Genomic DNA, 16,600 nt, shown 5'->3' on the forward strand with positions numbered 1-16,600 from the left:
TTCTCCTCGACGAGGAGATCCACATCCTGAAGTACTTCGCGTTGACGATCAAGATTCTGATCCGCTGACGACACCCGGGCGTAGCCGTACACCCGGCCGCCGCCGACGCGAGGGTGGGCGCGCTCTGGATCTGTCAAGACTCTCCTAGAGGTCGTTGCAGTACCGTCAAAGTGGCTCTTTTCTGGCCTCACCTTACAGCTAGAACGGTTTCCAGGAAAAGTGTCAGGCCAGTACGCCTCGATTGACACACTCGGAGATAGCACAACCTAACCACCGTGACCCATCTACCGTTTAGCTGATTGACGCTTGACTGTTTAGCGGCTATACTTCTAGTATGAGGGCATCGGAAGTGACCAAGAAGCTCACCGCCGCCGGGGCGACACTGCTTCGCCAACGAGGATCACACCAACGCTGGCAAGCAACCGTCAACGGTGTGACGACCTACACGACCGTCGCCATCCACCGCGGCGACATCCCCACCGGCACGCTACGACAAATCGAAAAACAGATGGAACCCACACTCGGGAAAGGATGGCTCCGATGAACGACACCGCAAGCTACACCGTCGAGGTCGCTCGCGAAGGCCGCGACTGGCTGGCCACTGTCACCGACCTGGAGGGCGTGTCCACATGGGCAACCACCTTTGCAGGGCTTGATCGTGACGTCCGCGAAGCCATTGCCCTGGCCGATGATCTTCCCGACGGTGCCGAAGACAGCCTTGAGATCACCTGGAACCTGCCCGCCGATTCCAGCGAACTCGCCGCCGCACTCACCGTCGCACACCAACGCCGCCACCTAGTCCAGGAACAGCGTCAGCTCGATCCCCAGATCCACACCGCCATTTCCGCACTCACTGCCGCAGGGTGGTCGGTCCGCGACCAGGCCGCCCTGCTGGGCATGTCACCGGGCCGGGTATCCCAGCTCTCCAACCAGGTCGCATAGCCAAGTCCCCACACCATTCCAGCGCCGGCTCCCTCGCACATCACGGCGAGCGATAGCCCACCTCCCGTAAGGAGTTTCAGAAATGCCGGTGGAGATCTTCAGCACTGATGACGTCGCCTTCCATCACCGTATCGACTATTGGCAGGATACCGTCACCGATTCATTCGCCAGTTGCGCTGTCCGCGTGAGCAACACCGACGAGAGCTTCTACGGCCGCATAGTCACGGGCGACCTCGGACCAGTGACATTCTCGCTCGCCGAGTACCAAGCCAGCAGCGGATACGAGATTGTCCGCACGTCCCGGCACATACGGCAGGAAGAAAACGACGACTTCCTCCTCCAGCTTCATCTTGGCGGGGGGCAGATCGGACTGAGCCAAAAAGACCGAGAATCGACGATCGAGCGCCTCGGGGACTTCAGCATACTCGACGACTCTGCTCCTTCGGCGCTGTACTGTCCACCTGATTCCTCGGCTCGCGCAGTCACGGCGTCGATACCCCGAAGCATCCTTATTGATAAGGTGCCGCACCTACGCGACATCACCGGCCTGCACATTGACGGACAATCAGGCACAGGGCAGCTCCTTTCGTCCATGGTGAACGGTCTAGCCTCCAACCTAGAGACCGGATGGCCGAGGGGGATCGCTTCCGCGCGGCTATCCAGTGCATTAATCGATGTGCTCTCCGTCGCGCTCCTGGAAGCACATGGCGGTACTGAGCGGCCGCCGGAGACGTATGCAGCCGGGCTTCTAGAGTCGATCTACCGGTTCGTGGAGAAGAACCTGTCCCGCCCAGACTTGAACGTGCAACTGGTCGCAGATTCACATCACATCTCTCTTCGCTACCTCCATCGCCTCTTCGAGAAGGAGAACGCCACACTGAGCGAGTGGATACGCAATCGCCGGCTCGACAGCGCAAGCCAGCAACTGATCGACCCGACCTACTTGCACGTACCGGTGAGCAAGATCGGTGCCCACTGGGGGTTCCCGGACCCCAGCGCATTCTCCCGAGCATTCCGTGCACGATTCGAGATGCCCCCACGCGACTACCGCACGGCCTTCCTTCCAGAAAACTGACTCTCGACCCCCACGGCCCCCCTCTCCTCGGGACGTCCGGGACGCCGAGAGCTGCAGCCCGCAGCTTCGGTATCCGATGCTCCTGCAGCCGGCTGGTCGCGAGTAAGAAGGCGCTCTAGTACCGATCATCCCGCGCTCAACCGGGACAGTGCCCGACCGCGCTCGGAGAGCGCAGTCCTGCAGTACGCCTCACGTCAAGTCTCTGGCACCCGATGACAAGCCACGCCATACCTGCCATCCGTAGCTTGAAGATCAAACGGCATAAGGACTGCGAGCAGACAATGCCCGAGTCCGCCGCAAGACCTCTGACACGGCAGGAGCACATTGTGGATACTAAAGAGAAAGACTCGGACGCCATCCTCGGCGACCGGCGCGATGAACTGGATGCTCTCGACACGCAACTCCTGAACATCCTCCGCCGCCGTCTCGAATGCTGCGTGAGCATCGCACAGCTCAAACGGGAACACGACATCCCCATGATGCAGCCCGGCCGGGTCGGTGTCGTGCATCAGAGAGCCGAAGCCTTCGGCCAGGAACATGGCATCAGCACTGATTTCCTGCGCAGCCTCTACGACGTGATCATCACCGAGACGTGCCGCGTCGAGGATCTCATCATCGACGACGTACCCACCTCGAACGACAACACACCGTCGAGGTAGCACCATGATGCGAACCCTCCTGATCGATAACTTCGACTCGTTCACCTACAACCTCCGCGATCTCGCCCACCGTGTCTTCGGAGCTGAACCCGTCGTCATCACCAACGACGCCGACTGGAATGACATCGCCCTCGATGACTTCGATGGCATTATCGTCTCGCCAGGACCGGGGCGCCCCCAGCATCCTGACGACCTGGGTATCTCACGCCACGCTTTCGAGCAGGACCGACTGCCTGTGCTGGGCGTCTGCCTCGGCCACCAAGCGCTCTCGTTTGCTTCGGGCGCGACCGTCGACCTCGCCCCCGAGCCTATGCACGGCAGAGTCACGACCATGCATCACTATGGCACGGACCTCTTCCAGGGCATGCCCCAAGGGTTCCGAGCCGTGCGCTACCACTCGCTGGCAGTCACCGATCTACCGGCCGAGCTCGAGGCAACCGCATGGACCCCCGACGGAGTGGTCATGGCAGTCCGCCACACGACCCGGCCGTACTGGGGAATCCAGTTCCATCCCGAGTCCGCACTGACCGAGTGGGGCGAAGCAATGCTAATGAACTTCCAAGACCTCGCGCATGCACGCCGGAACAGTCGCACAGCGGGCATCCAGCACAGAGAACATCGCTCGCAGCTGCGAATCGAATGGCAGCGAATCGACGGCGAGACTGACACACAGCATCTGTTCGAAGACCTCTACGCCGCTGGTGAGACGAGCTTCTGGCTCGATAGCTCGACCGCGGACCCGATCTCGAAGCGCCTGACGATCATGGGAGATGCCACGGGGCCACTGGCCGAGGTTCTGCAGTACAACGTCTCTGTTCGACAGTGGCACATTCACCGCGCCGACGGCGACCACGTCATCAACCAAGGCTTCTATGCCTACCTTCGAGCTCAACTGCGCGAGCGCGCAGTGCCCGCAGTCGAGAGCCTTCCATTCGACTTCAACCTCGGCTACGTCGGAGCTCTCGGCTACGAGCTCAAAGACGAGACAGTCGAAACACCTACCCACCGATCACCGCGACCCGATGCAGCACTGCTATTCGCCGATCGAGCCATCGTCATCGACCATCGCGAGTGCTATACCTACCTGCTCGCCCTCGTCGATGACACTCGACCGTCCACACGAACCGCCGCCACCGACTGGATCTCGCGGACATCGTCCATCGTGCGCGACGGCATCGCTGAGGCAGATGACCGCCCCTCCGCGAGCACGAATGCCCCGATCGCGACACTGCCTGCTGCGCTCGAGTTCCAGCTCGACCAGGACCGCGCTGCGTATCTGGCGAGCATCCAGACGTGTCTGGAGAAGATCCGCGACGGCGAGTCCTATGAGATCTGCCTGACGAACACGGCCGAAGGCGGTCCGCTGGCCGATGCATATGCCGCATATCGCGCACTGCGGCAGACGAGCCCGGTTCCGTTCGGCGCCTTCCTGCGTTTCGGGGACCTCGCGGTCCTCAGCGCTTCCCCCGAACGGTTCCTTCGGGTCGGTGGCGACCACCACGTCGAAGCGAAACCGATCAAGGGCACCCGCCCTCGTGGAGCTACTCCGGGGGAAGACCAGGAGCTGCGCAAAGACCTATCGACCAATGGGAAGGACCGTGCGGAGAATCTGATGATCGTCGATCTACTGCGCAACGATCTCAACCGGGTCTGCACCGTCGGCAGCGTCCGTGCGGACGACATCTTCGCCGTCGAGACGTTCTCCCACGTCCATCAGCTCGTCAGCACCATCACCGGCACCCTGCGGCCGGAGCTGACAGCTGTGGACTGCGTGCAGGCCACCTTCCCAGGGGGCTCCATGACCGGTGCTCCCAAGATCCGCACGATGGAGATCATCAGCACGCTCGAGCACCGCGCACGCGGCTTCTACTCGGGGGCCATCGGCTGGTTCTCCCTCAGCGGTGCCGTTGACCTGAGTATCACCATTCGCACCCTTGTCACGGATCGCGCTTCCACCACGTTCGGCGTCGGCGGCGCCATCGTCGCCCAGTCGGACCCCAGCGACGAGTTCGAGGAAACCCTCGTGAAGGCCAGCGCCCTGCTCTCCGCTCTTGAATCGAAGGTGATCAACGCATGAGCACGACACCCAGCACGCATGCACCGCAGCCGAAACACGCCGTCATCATCGGATTCGGCCCCGTCGGCCAGATGATCACAAGCATCCTCGCCCCGCACGGCTGGCTCATCCACGCCCTCGATACCCGATCACGCGCCAGTCTCGACGACGCGAAAGCCCTGAGCGCCCTGGAACAGTACCACCAGGTCGATGCCCGCCAACCGACACCCGCGACAGCCGAAGCACTGACGCGCTGTTCCCTGGCTGTACTCGCTGTGCCCGAGGAATCCGCACTCGAGACACTCGAAGCGCTCGCCCCGCTCCTGCCAACGGATGCACTCCTCGTCGAGACGCTCTCCCGTAAAGACCGACTCCGCTCTCACCTCGCGGCAACGGTGCCCCATCACGCGATGCTCAGCATCAACCCGCTGTTCCATCCCGACCTAGGCCCACGCGGCAACCGCATAGCGGTGATCGACCCGGGCGCGCACCCCTCAACTACCGACTTCCTGGCCTGCATCGAGGACGCGGGCGCCCACGTTGTCGCGCTGAGCGGTCGGGAGCACGACGAAGAACTGGTCGCCGTGCAGGCCCTCACGCACAGCGCCCTCCTGGCCTTCGCAGGCAGTCTGCCGAGCCTCGTCACCGATGTCGATCGCTGCCTGGAGTTCGCGCCCCCACCGACCCGCCTGCTGATGGCCCTGGCAGCTCGCGTGGTCTCGGGCTCGCCGGAGACTTACTGGGACATCCAAGGCGCGACCCCTGGAAGGCCACCGGCACGCACCAGCCTGGCGCGAGCACTGGCTCGACTCGACGACGAGCTCGAGCAGGAATCACCCGCGGCATTCATCCGCTCCCTGGCAGAGAACCGCGCATGGTTCTCCGCGCGTCTTGCCACTCTCACCGATGTCGCTCAGAGCGCTCTCGGACACAGCATCGACACCACCGTGCGGGAACCTCCAGCCGTCGACGACCCGACCACGACCCACCGACTTTGAAGGAGACTCCCGATGTCCACAACGACCAATAGCCGGAGAAACGTCTACGAACGACGCTCAGCCTGGACAACCGACATGTACGACCAGGCGGCCCAGGCCGGCATCACCAACCACAGCGTCCGTGAACGCACGCCAGACGGCGTAATCCTCGACGACGGAAAGACCTACACCGAATTCGTGTCCTGTTCCTACCTCGGACTCGAATCCCACCCTCGCCTGATCCACGCCGCCCAGGACTGCATCCGGAACGTCGGCGTGCACCTGTCGGCCTCGCGCAACAGCATGCACACCACTGATCTCGATGACCTCGAGGGCGCACTGACGACGATGTACGGCGGGTCTCAAGCCATCGTCTTCAACTCCGTCAGCAGTGTCCACCTCGGCGTACTGCCGCTGCTGGGGACGGGTCTTCTGCCCAGCTACCCGATCGCCAGGAACGGCGTGGAGTTTCTCTTCGACCGCACCGCGCACGCGTCCATGCAGAGCCTGCGCGGCATCCTCACCCAGATCGGCCCAACCAATCGCTTCGACAGCACCGACCTGAGCACCCTCGAACCCCTGCTGGCGGAAGCGAAGAACGCTTCCCGCAGTCCCATCATCCTCGTCGATGGTGTGGGCTCGATGGGCGGCCTCATTGACGTTGCAGGCTTGGCCCGTCTGGCCGCCGAGCACGGTGGATACCTCTACATCGACGACGCGCACGGCACGTCGATCGACGGTCATCTCGGAACCGGCTACGCCTACACCGCCCTGTCCGGGAACATCACCGGCGAAGTACTCCTCGTCGGGTCCCTCTCCAAGGCCTTCGGCGGCTCCGGTGGATTCGCTCTCGTCGATACCGTAGAAGACGCCGCGATAATCCGTCGCGAAGCCAACCCCCTCATCTTCGGACACGCCAATATGGCACCCCACACCGCCGTCAACGCCGAATCCGCGCGTATGCACTTGGACGGTTCGGTCGAAAAACTCCAGACCACCCTGTGGGACAACGTCGCACACTTCGACAAGGTCACCGGCGACCAGGGCGTCAACGCCGGGTCACGATCACCGATTCGAGGGATCACCTTCGACAGCGAACAGGCCACTCTCAAGGCCGGCATCGCATTGAAGGAAGCCGGCGTTTTGTGCTTCCCCGTGTTCTACCCGGTCGTGGCTCATGGCACCGGGCTACTGAGATTCGCACTGTCCGCACGGCACACCCCGGACCAGATCGACCACCTCGCCTCCCACATCAACTGAACCCCACTCTCGCTAGGAGAATCCCCATGACCACGAAGACATTCGACATCGTCGTCGTCGGCAACGGAGCCATCGGCAGCTCGCTGGCCGTCGAACTCGCCGACCGCGGCCTCGCGGTCGCGCTGATCGGCCCCGAGAACAGGCAGTACGCAGCATCGACCGCCGCAGGAGCGATGCTCGGCTGCTTCGGTGAGGTCACCGCCGACCTCATCAACGACGAGCCCGGCCGAGCGAAGTTCGCCCTCGACCTGAAAGCCAAGGACCTCTGGTCGGACTGGGTCGAGAAGATCTCCGACCACTCGCCTCTAGATGGCACCGACCTGTTCACCTCCTCGGGGACCACGGTGATCCTCAACACCGTTGGTACCCGCGAGATCGACAGCGAGAACTTCTCCGCCATCCAGCAGACTCTGCAGGAGAACAATGAGCCTTTCGATGCCGTCGACGTCGACGACATCGGCTGGGTCGACGCCGACCCGAACTCTCGCCCGCTCGAAGCGATTCACATTCCCGGTGAGCACGCGGTCGATTCCGGCCGCCTGCTGGCACGCCTCGAAGGCGCCGCAGCCGCCCGCGGCTGCACTCTCATTCATGAACGAGCCGCGAGCCTGCGCGAAGAGCAGGGCCGCATCCGCGCCGTGATCCTGGAGAACGGCGACGTGCTCGAGGCCGGCCAGGTCGTGCTCGCTGCCGGTGTGGGCTCGCAGGGACTCATCGATTCTGTGCCCGGGCTCGGCGCCACCATTCCCCGCCTGGTCGCCGGTTACGGCGTCTCCGCCGTGATGACCACCCATGACGGAACCCAGCCTCAATCCGTGATCCGGACCCCGAACCGCGCATTCGCCTGCGGCCTCCACGTCGTGCCGCGAGGCCGGGGACAGGTCTACGTCGGCGCGACCAACATCATCAACCCGACCGTGATGACCGAACCCGTCCTGCGCGACCTGGAGTTCGTCCTCGGATGTGCGCACCGCCAGATCCGCCGGAACCTCTGGTCAAGCACCGTGCGACGCATCAACGTCGGCAACCGGCCCGTCTCTCTCGACGGGTTCCCTCTGCTGGGCGAGACCCCGGTCCAGGGTCTGTGGATGACCACCGGCACCTACCGCGACGGCCTGTTCCTGTCGCCGCTGATCGCCCAGGAATTCGCTGACCGTCTCACCGGTGGCAGTGGCGAGGCGGATCTGTCGCTGTTCACCCCCGAACGAGGCCCGGTCCAGCGAGCGGGCGGCCGCTCCCGCGTCGTCGACACGACCGTCCAGCACATGCTGGCCACCGGCTACGAGCACCACTGGACGATCCCCACGGACTGGCAGGAGTACCTCGAAGCCGACCTCCAGCCCATCTACCAGAACTGGGCCGATCAGATCGACGACGACTTCACCCCGCCGCCCGAGCTGGTTGCCTCCTCGCGCCTGCACCCGCAAATGGTGCAGTGGCTACGCGACTACTATGACGCCACCCGCGAGAAGTTCGGTGCTCCGGACCGAGCACCGGCCCCGACCCGGGCAGAACTCATTCGGAGAGCGACGCGGCAACTGCACACGGCCACCGTTCCCAGCCCCGGCGCTGACGCGCAGGCCCTGGCCGAGCACGCCTTCGGCCCCACCGACGACACGGCGATACCGGATCCGGCCGACCGTGATCAGTTCCTCGACTTGGTAGTACGGCGTAGCAACCGGGAGCCGCTGGAGTACCTGACCGGACACGTCCACGTTCTCGGACTCGATCTCACCGTCCGTCCGGATGTGTTCATCCCCCGGGTGCAGTCCGAAGCTATGGTCGACGCTGCGCTCGAGAACCTGTCCACCCCCGCACCGACGGTCGTTGATCTGTGCACCGGGACCGGAGCGATCGCTCTCGCCATCGCGGCCCGGCTGCCGCAAGCCCGCGTGATCGGAGCCGACATCTCCGAATCCGCTGTGGCCTGTGCCCAAGACAATGCCAACCGCCTGGAGGCCGTCGATTCCAGACAGGTCGAGTTCCTCCAAGCCGACATCGGCGGCGATGACTTCGCCGATCACGTAACCGGTGCGACGGATCTCGTCACCGCGAACCCGCCCTACGTGCCCACGGACCTGCACATGCCGAACGAATGGGCGGTCTACCACCCGAAGAGCGCCCTGTACTCGGGGCCAGACGGCCTCGACCTCACCCGCGTCGTGGCCCAGACCGCGCACCGGCTCTTGCGGCCCGGCGGTACGTTCGCCCTCGAGCACTATGACGCGGCGCTCGACGAGGTCCTCACCATTCTCACCGAAGCCGGCTTCGGGCAGGTCACTAGTCACCGTGACCACGACACGCTTCCGCGATTCATCCTCGCGGTCAAGGAGAGTTAATGGACGCACATTTCAGCCGACGCAGGTTCGTCCAGGGCAGCGTAGCCGCCGCCGCCGCGGCCCTGTTCGAACCCGGCGCCTTCGCACCCCGCGCCCATGCCACGGCAGGCGGCATGGGAGGTACAGGCACCGCCATCAGCACGGCAACGAACATCACGCTGAGTACGCACCCCGGCAGTGACGTCACAGTCATCGATGTCGGCAACGTGCTGTGGCGCCTCCCCGTCGGAGGTGGACAGGCGCGCCGCCTCACCGACGACGTCGAAGACGCCACCTGGCCGAACCTGACCCCGGACGGACGCACCGTCGTGTTCCAGTCGTTCCGGCATGGCACCTACGATCTGTGCGCACTCGACCTGCGCACCGATACCGTCTCCCGCCTGACCACAGGAACCGAGGACGACCAGGACCCCCACGTATCATCGAACGGCAAAGACATCGTATTCATCTCCGACGCCGGAGGCACCAGCACCGTATGCCGGATCAGTGTCCGAGGCGGCGACCGGCACGTCCTCACCGGCGGTGACGACGATCGGGCCTATCACTCACCGCGATGGCATCCCGACGGCACGCACGTTGTCTATGTCGCCGATGACACCCGTATCGAGCGACTCCACATCAAGACCGGCAACACTGAGACCCTTCGCACGGTTGAGGAGGGCCATACGGTCCGGGGGCTGTCGTACTCGCCGTCCGGGAAGCTGATCTACGTCGTTTCCAGCACCCCGCAGGCATGGCTCGAACACGACGGGCAACGCCTGAGCGATCCCGAAGACGAAGAACCCGCGCCCCTGCCCGCAGCGTGGCTGTCAGACACAGAGTTCATGTACGCCACCAGCGGAGAGATCCGCCGACGCACACTGGAGGGATCACAGACCTGCGCCGTGCCGTTCACCGTCGCCCTCTCGGCGGCAGCTACTCCTGCAGCGATCGCTCCCCGCCTGGACCTGGAGGCTCATGGTCCGGCGCTCGGGCTCACCGGGGCGGCACTGTCCCCGGACGGCACCCAGGTGTGTTTCCGCGCGCTCAATGCCTTGTGGATCAGTGACCGTGCTGGTGAGACGAGAGCGATCACCGAGGACGGCTACTTCAACGCCGATCCCGCCTGGGAGCCTGACGGGGCGGCGATCATCTACACCAGCGACCGCAAAGGGATCGTCAACCTGTGGCGCCACGATCTCGCCGACGGCACCGACACGCAGCTGACATTCGAAAAAGACGGTGCGCTGCTGCCCTCGGTCTCACCGGACGGTACATTGGTGGTTTTTCACGATGAGGTCGGCGGTACGCATCGGTTGGAGCTCGCTTCCGGCACGGTCACGGAGTTGCTGACCGGGCACGAGACACCGGGTAAGGCGACGTGGTCGCCTGACTCCACGAAGATCGCGATGGCCGTGCACCAGCCGGCCTCCGCACGCTCCGACAGCGGTCTCAATCAGGTGCTCGTCCTCGACCTTGTCAGCGGAGAAACGTTTACCCAGCCCTTCGCACAGGATCTATCGATCGCAACACGCAACCACAACGGCCCCGTCTGGGCTGCCGACGGCACCACATTCTACGCGGTCTGTGAAAGCAGGCTGCATCGCGTCCCGATCGATTCAACCGGACGAATCACCGCCGAAGCCGACATCGCATCCGACGCAATAGCCGACAGCGTGACCAGCTCGGCTTCCGGAGAGATCGCATTCCTCTCTCTGGGAACGTTCCGTCTGCTCGGTACTTCTGCCGAGGTCCGGCCCTCCCTCGACTACACCCGACAGAACCGGCCCGAACGGTTCACGCTGCGTGCCGGACGACTCTGGAATGGGGTGGACGGTGACTACCAGCACAACGTCGACGTCACGATCTCAGACGGCATTATCACCGACATCCTGCCTGCCGATGAGGCTCAGGCAGCTAACGTTAATGCTTCGTCATACACGCTTATGCCGGGGCTGATCGACATGCACAACCACTGGCACATGCGTGGCCGCGCCTGGGGAAACCGGCAAGGACGGCTGTGGCTGGCCTATGGGGTGACGACCAGTCGCTCGGCGGGCGACCTCGCCTACGAGGCCCGTGAGACACGTGAAACCATCCACGCCGGCACCGGTATTGGCCCGCGGTTCCTCAACACCGGCGAGCCTCTCGACGGCAACCGGTGCTCGTTCGGGTTCATGCGGTGCGTGACCTCGGCCGAGCAGGTCGACCGTGAGATCGAACGCATTCTCGCGCTCGGCTACAGCTGTGTGAAGTCCTACCAGCGTCTGCCGGTCGCCCTCGAACGCCGACTCGTCGATGGACTCGCGGCCCACGGGATCCCCGTGATCTCCCACTATGTCTACCCGGCAGTTGCCTCAGGTCTGCACGGCATGGAGCACACCGGCGGTGGTAACCGGCTCGGCTACTCTCGCACCCTCAGCGCCGCCGAAGGCCTGACCGCCGCCGATACCGTCTCCCTGCTCTCGGGCGGCGACTTCTGGGTGTCCTCGACACTGCTGTTCGCCGCGGAAGTCCACGCGGACTCCCGCGACCTCGTCGACGATGAACGCACCCGCGTGCTCTACCCCTGGTGGGACTACCAACGTCTCCAGGACAAGGCCGATCAAGCTGCCACAGACCCCGACCCCATCAACCTGGCCTGGACCCGCGGCGATGTGGACTTGCTGCGGTCGGTGAACGAGGCTGGAGGACTCGTTGTTCTGGGCACTGACGCGCCCTTGGACGACCTCGGAGTCAGTATTCACACCAATCTCAGGGCTCTCGTCCGTCACGGCTTCACCCCGGTTGACGCGCTACGCACCGGGACAGTCAACGCGGCCAAAGCTCTCGGAGCGAGCGAACTTCTCGGACAACTCACCGTCGGGGCGCATGCAGACATGCTCATCGTCGACGGCGACCCTCTGACGGATATCGCCGACACCGCCAGAATTCGTGACGTGTTCGTTGACGGCCACCGACACGACATCTCGGACCTGCTCGACCCCTACCGCGACTCGTCGGATACCACCGGCAGCGTCGCATTGACCATGACCGCACACACGTGCTGCAGAAGGAGAAAATAATGTTCCACCTCGATCAGCCCATCACCACCTCCCGTCTCATCATCAGACCCTTCACGCTCGCGGACGAAGCCGACATGCTCGACTTCGAATCACGGGAAGATGTTGCCCGGTACCTCTTCAACGAGCCTCGAACGCCAGAGGATAATGCCGAGGAACTGGCCAAGCGGGCGACCCAGACAAAGCTGGAAAACGACGGGGATACGCTCCTACTAGCCGTCGACTACGACGGCACCGTGATCGGCTACGTGCTACTCATGCTGGTCAGCCGTGACAACTCTCAGGGGGAGTTCGGATACGTCTTCCATCCCGGGCATCAGGGCAAAGGGCTCGCTTCGGAAGCGGCTGTCGAGATGCTCCGACTGGGGTTCGACACCCTGAACCTGCACCGCATCATCGGACGGTGCGATCCACGAAACGACGCCTCGGCCCGACTCATGGAACGACTCGGCCTGCGCAAGGAAGCTCACTTCCGTGAGTTGGAGATTTTCAAGGGCGAATGGGGCGACGAGTTGACCTTCGCGATGCTCAAGGGCGAATGGGACCAAAGAAAGCACACCGAGTGAATCACGACAACGAAACCACACGACCCGACACTCTCGGCGCCGAAACCCGGACCCCCACTACCTCCCGCGCCAGACGAGGTCGATGGATCGTCCTCACCGCCGTCTCCCTGGGTCTACTGTTGGCAACGGTCGACACCTCGATCCTCTATATAGCCGTCCCTGTTCTTGAGGACGCCTTGGGAGCGAGCACGAGCGAGTCCCTGTGGATCATCAACATGTACCCGCTGGTAATGACCGGGCTGCTGCTGGGCACCGGCACTTTGGGAGACCGGTACGGTCACAAGCTGGTGTTCCTCCTCGGGATCGCCTTGTTCGGGCTGGCTTCCCTGTTCGCAGCGTTCTCACCGACACCGGGTATCCTCATCTTCTCCCGGGCACTACTCGCCGTCGGTGCAGCTCTCATGCTGCCAGCGACACTCGCGATCATCCGCATTACCTTCGACGACGAGCGCGAACGTAACATCGCCATTGCTGTCTGGTCGAGTGTGTCGATCGGCGGAATCGCCTTCGGCCCTCTCATCGGCGGACTGATGCTCGAGTGGTTCTGGTGGGGTTCAGTCTTCCTGATCAACGTCCCGATCGTGATCGGGACGTTGATCCTCACCGCGATCTACGCCCCGAAGGCCGTCGAAGAATCAGCCGTGCCATGGGATATGGTCTCCTCCATCTTGGCGCTCGTAGGCCTGACAGGACTCGTCGCCGCGATCAAGGAGATCGCATCGACTGCGCCCTCGGCGATGATCATCGTGGGCTCCCTAGTCGCCAGCGGTGTCGGCTTCACGCTATTCGTCACCCGTCAACACCACTTGGACACACCGCTGCTGGACTTCGGCATCTTCCGTAACGCTGCCGTGGCCGCCGGTGTCCTCGCCGCCGGGCTGAGCACGTTCGTGTTCGCCGGAATCGGGGCAGTGACCTCGCTGTATTTCCAGACAGCCGCTGGATACACACCGCTGCAGGCCGGTCTGCTCGTGGGCTGCATCGCCGTCGGCGCGACAATCACCTCCCTGGTCAGCGGTTCGCTCCTGACACGCATCGGACCGCGGACGCTGCTGTTGGTCGCGACCGTCCTGGCTGGTATCGGCTACGGCCTGGCCTCGCTAACCCTGGACGCCCACATCACCTGGTTAGGGCTGAGCTTGTTCGTCGCCGGCACCGGCATCGGCGCACTAATTACCGTGGCCTCATCCACGATCATAACCAACGTCACCCCTGAACGCGCAGGCATGGCCTCCGCCGTCGAGGAGGTCTCCTACGAGTTCGGCAGCCTTCTCTCGGTGACAGTGCTCGGCAGCGTCTACACCACGATGACCGCTCTCTCGACATCCGGCACTGACGGCTATCGCACCGTGCTCCTGATCGTCAGCGGAGCCTGCGTACTCGCCCTGGTTGGTTTAGCCGTGCTTGTCCGCAAAGCCCCCGCGCTGAAGGCCGCGCCTCACTAAGAGGTCTCCCACCGGTGCCCTTGTAAAGTGGTGTCGGCGATGCCCGGAAGCTGATCGAGACGCGTATACCCGATCTGTTGGCCCTGGCCTCTCAGGCGCCGGCGAAGGCCTTGGCGACGATCACCGCATCCGGGTTCGGACACCCGAAGGCGAACACCCGGCCTTGGCCTTTGCATAGCGCGTGCATCGCCTCCACCCACCTGTAGCGTCCGGTAGTCCGACACCGACTTCTTGAACGGGCCTGCTCCCGGTGCGCCAGCGTCCCCGACGCCGTATCAGTAAACACCCGGGCGCAGCCGTACTTTTTCAGCGCGTCGTGTTGCAGTCGGGCATCCTGATCAGTTGTCGACACCCGGGCATAGCCCAACACCTCACCCACGACAACCCCCCGGTGAGTTCATGGAGAAAACAAGACTAACGACCCGGAGCACCGTCGCTCGCGAAATCCGTTCAGCAGCTAATGACTTAAGTGTCACAACTGTCCCTACTCCCACAATCCCAGTTCCCATCGCCGGTAGTACCGCATGCTAACCAGGCTAGTTGTTCATGACATCAAATACTGCGTCGTTACTCGTCACCGGACAACGTGGTGACACATTGATTATGACACAGTGTTGTGACACTCGCCTGTGAATGTGATCGCTATATGGCGTGGAATCTTGACGACTCTGTGTCGCGGTGTTCTGCACCGGGCTCGACAGAAGATCGGCCATGTTCTCCGGCGCCCACACGCCTCCGCATCGCTTCCTTTGCCCCCTCGTCGGTCACTCGATTCGCTGCGACCCGTTCTCGCCGTCTGGGTGGCTATTTATGGGTCGATCGGTATCCCGTCTCCTCACCAAGCCGAGGACAGTCGCGACAAGTGCAAGGGCAAGGGCAAGGTAGGCGAAGCCGACTACAGCACGCCACGATGACGGCCCGTCGGACATTGCGATTAGCAGACAACCTATGACCAGCAGAGTCACAGGTGCGCCGAATATCCTGAAGCTCACGTTGTTTCCTTCCACCGGGAAAACGCCAGTAGAGGCGCTGGATGGCCGTGCGTTTACCTCTGGCGATGCTAGACGGCGGATGACTGGGTGGTGCTATCGATATGCTGCTGCTTGTATGCACGCGGCAGTCTGTTGTCGAGGTAAGCGCCCGGAATGCAGCCGATTGCCAGAAGGACGAGTAGTGCGATCAGGCCGGCGAACTGCTCCAGTACAGGGGTGGTGATCCCGAACCACTGAGGCCAGATCCCATAAATGACCATGCAGGCCACCCCGAACAGTCCGAACACGCCCAGGGCTTTCTGGCCTGGTGTGCGCTTGCGCGGTCCGGAGAACTGGGCGGCGTAGTCTTCTGGGGATCCGAACTCCTCGACAGGGCTTGTGCCGGTAGCCGTCACAGCCTCATCAACGGTGTGCGGAACATCAGCGACCGCATCTTCTGTGCATCCGCGGCGGCGAAGTTGGTGTGCGAGGTCATGGTGATAGCTCATTGTGCAGTGCTCCTAGCTAGGGTTCGGGGTGCTCGGTGTCGTGACGGTGGCGGTGAGGATGTCGCAGACATCTGACCACTGGGCTTGCAGGTGCCGGTAGTGCTCATTGCCCTCATCGGTGATGGTGAGAATCTTCCGGGCAGGGCCAGTCTCGGGTGTCTGCCATTGACTGGTGATGTAGCCGGCGTCCTGCAGTTTGCTTAAGTGCGGGTACACGGTTGTCCCCCGTGCAGAGATGCCAGCGGCGCGGAGCTTCTCGACGAGACCGTAGCCATGGCCCGGCTCATCAATAAGCAAGCGAAGCAATAGCAAAGGCAGTGCCGGACGCAACCAATCACCGAAGCTAATAGTCTCTGACATGACTACATCATATGTCTGAGTAGTCTCTATAGCAACTAGTTGTAGTCATGGCCTACGTGCGCGTGGCTCTTCGCCTTAAAATACTAAAGGTTTACAAGACACACACACAACGAGCATCTCAAAATCCGCGGATCCTGCGGAAACCAACACGAAAACTGTCTCGCTAACCTGTCTTACCGCAATGTGTTCCGTCTTCTTTCGTGCTGGGGGTTAGTGAGGCATGATGGTGGGTATCAGACTGTTGGGCTATACCCGGGTATCCACCGTCGGTCAGGATCCGACCCTTCAACACGACGCCTTGCACGCCGCCGGGGTCCAGAACCGTGATGTCTTCAGCGATGTCACCTCCGGGGCGAAGAATGCGACCGAACGTCCCGGAATGAAGAAACTTCTCGCTTAC

Annotated in this window: 14 protein-coding genes and 2 pseudogenes; 12 read left to right on the forward strand and 4 right to left on the reverse strand. The window is 63.0% G+C overall.

Translation table 11 applies throughout. From position 1 onward, the window contains the following. Nucleotides 1-349 precede the first annotated feature (349 nt). The 11 genes from ACT3UN_RS15605 to ACT3UN_RS15655 all read left to right on the forward strand — a co-directional run bounded on the left by ACT3UN_RS15605 (nucleotide 350) and on the right by ACT3UN_RS15655 (nucleotide 14,360). Nucleotides 350-544 carry a type II toxin-antitoxin system HicA family toxin gene (locus ACT3UN_RS15605; RefSeq protein ID WP_444657547.1) on the forward strand — a complete coding sequence of 65 codons (195 nt, stop codon included), beginning with the start codon at nucleotides 350-352 and terminating at the stop codon, nucleotides 542-544. Continuing rightward, the gene (locus tag ACT3UN_RS15610; RefSeq protein ID WP_444657548.1) at nucleotides 541-942 is read left to right on the forward strand and encodes a hypothetical protein; all 402 of its coding nucleotides are present in this window, start codon (nucleotides 541-543) and stop codon (nucleotides 940-942) included. Before ACT3UN_RS15605 ends, ACT3UN_RS15610 begins: the two co-directional genes overlap by 4 nt. An 82-nt stretch (nucleotides 943-1,024) precedes the next feature. Next, nucleotides 1,025-2,017: a helix-turn-helix domain-containing protein gene (locus tag ACT3UN_RS15615; RefSeq protein WP_444657549.1), complete on the forward strand. Its 993-nt coding sequence runs from the start codon at nucleotides 1,025-1,027 to the stop codon at nucleotides 2,015-2,017. 326 nt (nucleotides 2,018-2,343) lie between these two features. After that, nucleotides 2,344-2,676 (forward strand): chorismate mutase family protein, encoded by a 333-nt coding sequence (locus ACT3UN_RS15620; protein ID WP_444657550.1) that lies wholly within the window; start codon nucleotides 2,344-2,346, stop codon nucleotides 2,674-2,676. 4 nt (nucleotides 2,677-2,680) lie between these two features. Continuing rightward, nucleotides 2,681-4,753, forward strand: a complete 2,073-nt coding sequence (gene pabB / locus ACT3UN_RS15625) for an aminodeoxychorismate synthase component I (protein ID WP_444657551.1) — start codon at nucleotides 2,681-2,683, stop codon at nucleotides 4,751-4,753. After that, nucleotides 4,750-5,730 (forward strand): hypothetical protein, encoded by a 981-nt coding sequence (locus ACT3UN_RS15630; protein ID WP_444657552.1) that lies wholly within the window; start codon nucleotides 4,750-4,752, stop codon nucleotides 5,728-5,730. Before pabB ends, ACT3UN_RS15630 begins: the two co-directional genes overlap by 4 nt. A 12-nt stretch (nucleotides 5,731-5,742) precedes the next feature. Continuing rightward, the gene (locus ACT3UN_RS15635) at nucleotides 5,743-6,969 is read left to right on the forward strand and encodes an aminotransferase class I/II-fold pyridoxal phosphate-dependent enzyme (protein ID WP_444657553.1); all 1,227 of its coding nucleotides are present in this window, start codon (nucleotides 5,743-5,745) and stop codon (nucleotides 6,967-6,969) included. A gap of 26 nt (nucleotides 6,970-6,995) precedes the next feature. After that, the gene (prmC, locus tag ACT3UN_RS15640) at nucleotides 6,996-9,308 is read left to right on the forward strand and encodes a peptide chain release factor N(5)-glutamine methyltransferase (protein WP_444657554.1); all 2,313 of its coding nucleotides are present in this window, start codon (nucleotides 6,996-6,998) and stop codon (nucleotides 9,306-9,308) included. After that, nucleotides 9,308-12,352: an amidohydrolase family protein gene (locus ACT3UN_RS15645; protein WP_444657555.1), complete on the forward strand. Its 3,045-nt coding sequence runs from the start codon at nucleotides 9,308-9,310 to the stop codon at nucleotides 12,350-12,352. The genes prmC and ACT3UN_RS15645 overlap by 1 nt, the downstream gene beginning before the upstream one ends. Beyond that, nucleotides 12,352-12,915 carry a GNAT family N-acetyltransferase gene (locus ACT3UN_RS15650; RefSeq protein ID WP_444657556.1) on the forward strand — a complete coding sequence of 188 codons (564 nt, stop codon included), beginning with the start codon at nucleotides 12,352-12,354 and terminating at the stop codon, nucleotides 12,913-12,915. The genes ACT3UN_RS15645 and ACT3UN_RS15650 overlap by 1 nt, the downstream gene beginning before the upstream one ends. Then, entirely contained in the window at nucleotides 12,912-14,360 is a 1,449-nt protein-coding gene (locus tag ACT3UN_RS15655; protein WP_444657557.1) for an MFS transporter, read from the forward strand. The genes ACT3UN_RS15650 and ACT3UN_RS15655 overlap by 4 nt, the downstream gene beginning before the upstream one ends. 91 nt (nucleotides 14,361-14,451) lie before the next feature. On the opposite strand, the pseudogene ACT3UN_RS15660 reads toward ACT3UN_RS15655, so the two are convergent. From ACT3UN_RS15660 to ACT3UN_RS15675, 4 genes and pseudogenes are all read right to left on the reverse strand, one after another. Continuing rightward, nucleotides 14,452-14,602: pseudogene (locus ACT3UN_RS15660) on the reverse strand (IS6 family transposase); the annotation flags it as partial. A gap of 56 nt (nucleotides 14,603-14,658) precedes the next feature. Continuing rightward, nucleotides 14,659-14,739 (reverse strand): annotated as a pseudogene (locus ACT3UN_RS15665) (recombinase family protein); the annotation flags it as partial. A 681-nt stretch (nucleotides 14,740-15,420) separates the two neighbouring features. After that, a complete protein-coding gene (locus ACT3UN_RS15670; protein ID WP_444657558.1) occupies nucleotides 15,421-15,840 on the reverse strand; it encodes a hypothetical protein in 420 nt (139 codons plus the stop codon). A 12-nt stretch (nucleotides 15,841-15,852) separates the two neighbouring features. After that, the gene (locus ACT3UN_RS15675; protein WP_301468686.1) at nucleotides 15,853-16,200 is read right to left on the reverse strand and encodes a PadR family transcriptional regulator; all 348 of its coding nucleotides are present in this window, start codon (nucleotides 16,198-16,200) and stop codon (nucleotides 15,853-15,855) included. A gap of 220 nt (nucleotides 16,201-16,420) precedes the next feature. Between ACT3UN_RS15675 and ACT3UN_RS15680 the strand changes: the two genes are divergently transcribed. Continuing rightward, the coding region (locus tag ACT3UN_RS15680) for a recombinase family protein (RefSeq protein WP_444657559.1) at nucleotides 16,421-16,600 on the forward strand (180 nt) is incomplete at its 3' end.

Origin of the sequence: Corynebacterium sp. AOP12-C2-36, from assembly GCF_052379185.1 — a bacterium.
Taxonomy (GTDB): Bacteria; Actinomycetota; Actinomycetes; order Mycobacteriales; family Mycobacteriaceae; genus Corynebacterium.

What these genes read in the sequence shown, in the direction of transcription:
- ACT3UN_RS15610 (WP_444657548.1), top strand. Translation starts at nt 541, where the DNA reads ATGAACGACACCGCAAGCTACACCGTCGAGGTCGCTCGCGAAGGCCGC.
- ACT3UN_RS15615 (WP_444657549.1), top strand. Translation starts at nt 1,025, where the DNA reads ATGCCGGTGGAGATCTTCAGCACTGATGACGTCGCCTTCCATCACCGT.
- pabB (WP_444657551.1), top strand. Translation starts at nt 2,681, where the DNA reads ATGATGCGAACCCTCCTGATCGATAACTTCGACTCGTTCACCTACAAC.
- ACT3UN_RS15630 (WP_444657552.1), top strand. Translation starts at nt 4,750, where the DNA reads ATGAGCACGACACCCAGCACGCATGCACCGCAGCCGAAACACGCCGTC.
- ACT3UN_RS15635 (WP_444657553.1), top strand. Translation starts at nt 5,743, where the DNA reads ATGTCCACAACGACCAATAGCCGGAGAAACGTCTACGAACGACGCTCA.
- prmC (WP_444657554.1), top strand. Translation starts at nt 6,996, where the DNA reads ATGACCACGAAGACATTCGACATCGTCGTCGTCGGCAACGGAGCCATC.
- ACT3UN_RS15645 (WP_444657555.1), top strand. Translation starts at nt 9,308, where the DNA reads ATGGACGCACATTTCAGCCGACGCAGGTTCGTCCAGGGCAGCGTAGCC.
- ACT3UN_RS15650 (WP_444657556.1), top strand. Translation starts at nt 12,352, where the DNA reads ATGTTCCACCTCGATCAGCCCATCACCACCTCCCGTCTCATCATCAGA.
- ACT3UN_RS15670 (WP_444657558.1), bottom strand. Translation starts at nt 15,840, where the DNA reads ATGAGCTATCACCATGACCTCGCACACCAACTTCGCCGCCGCGGATGC.
- ACT3UN_RS15675 (WP_301468686.1), bottom strand. Translation starts at nt 16,200, where the DNA reads ATGTCAGAGACTATTAGCTTCGGTGATTGGTTGCGTCCGGCACTGCCT.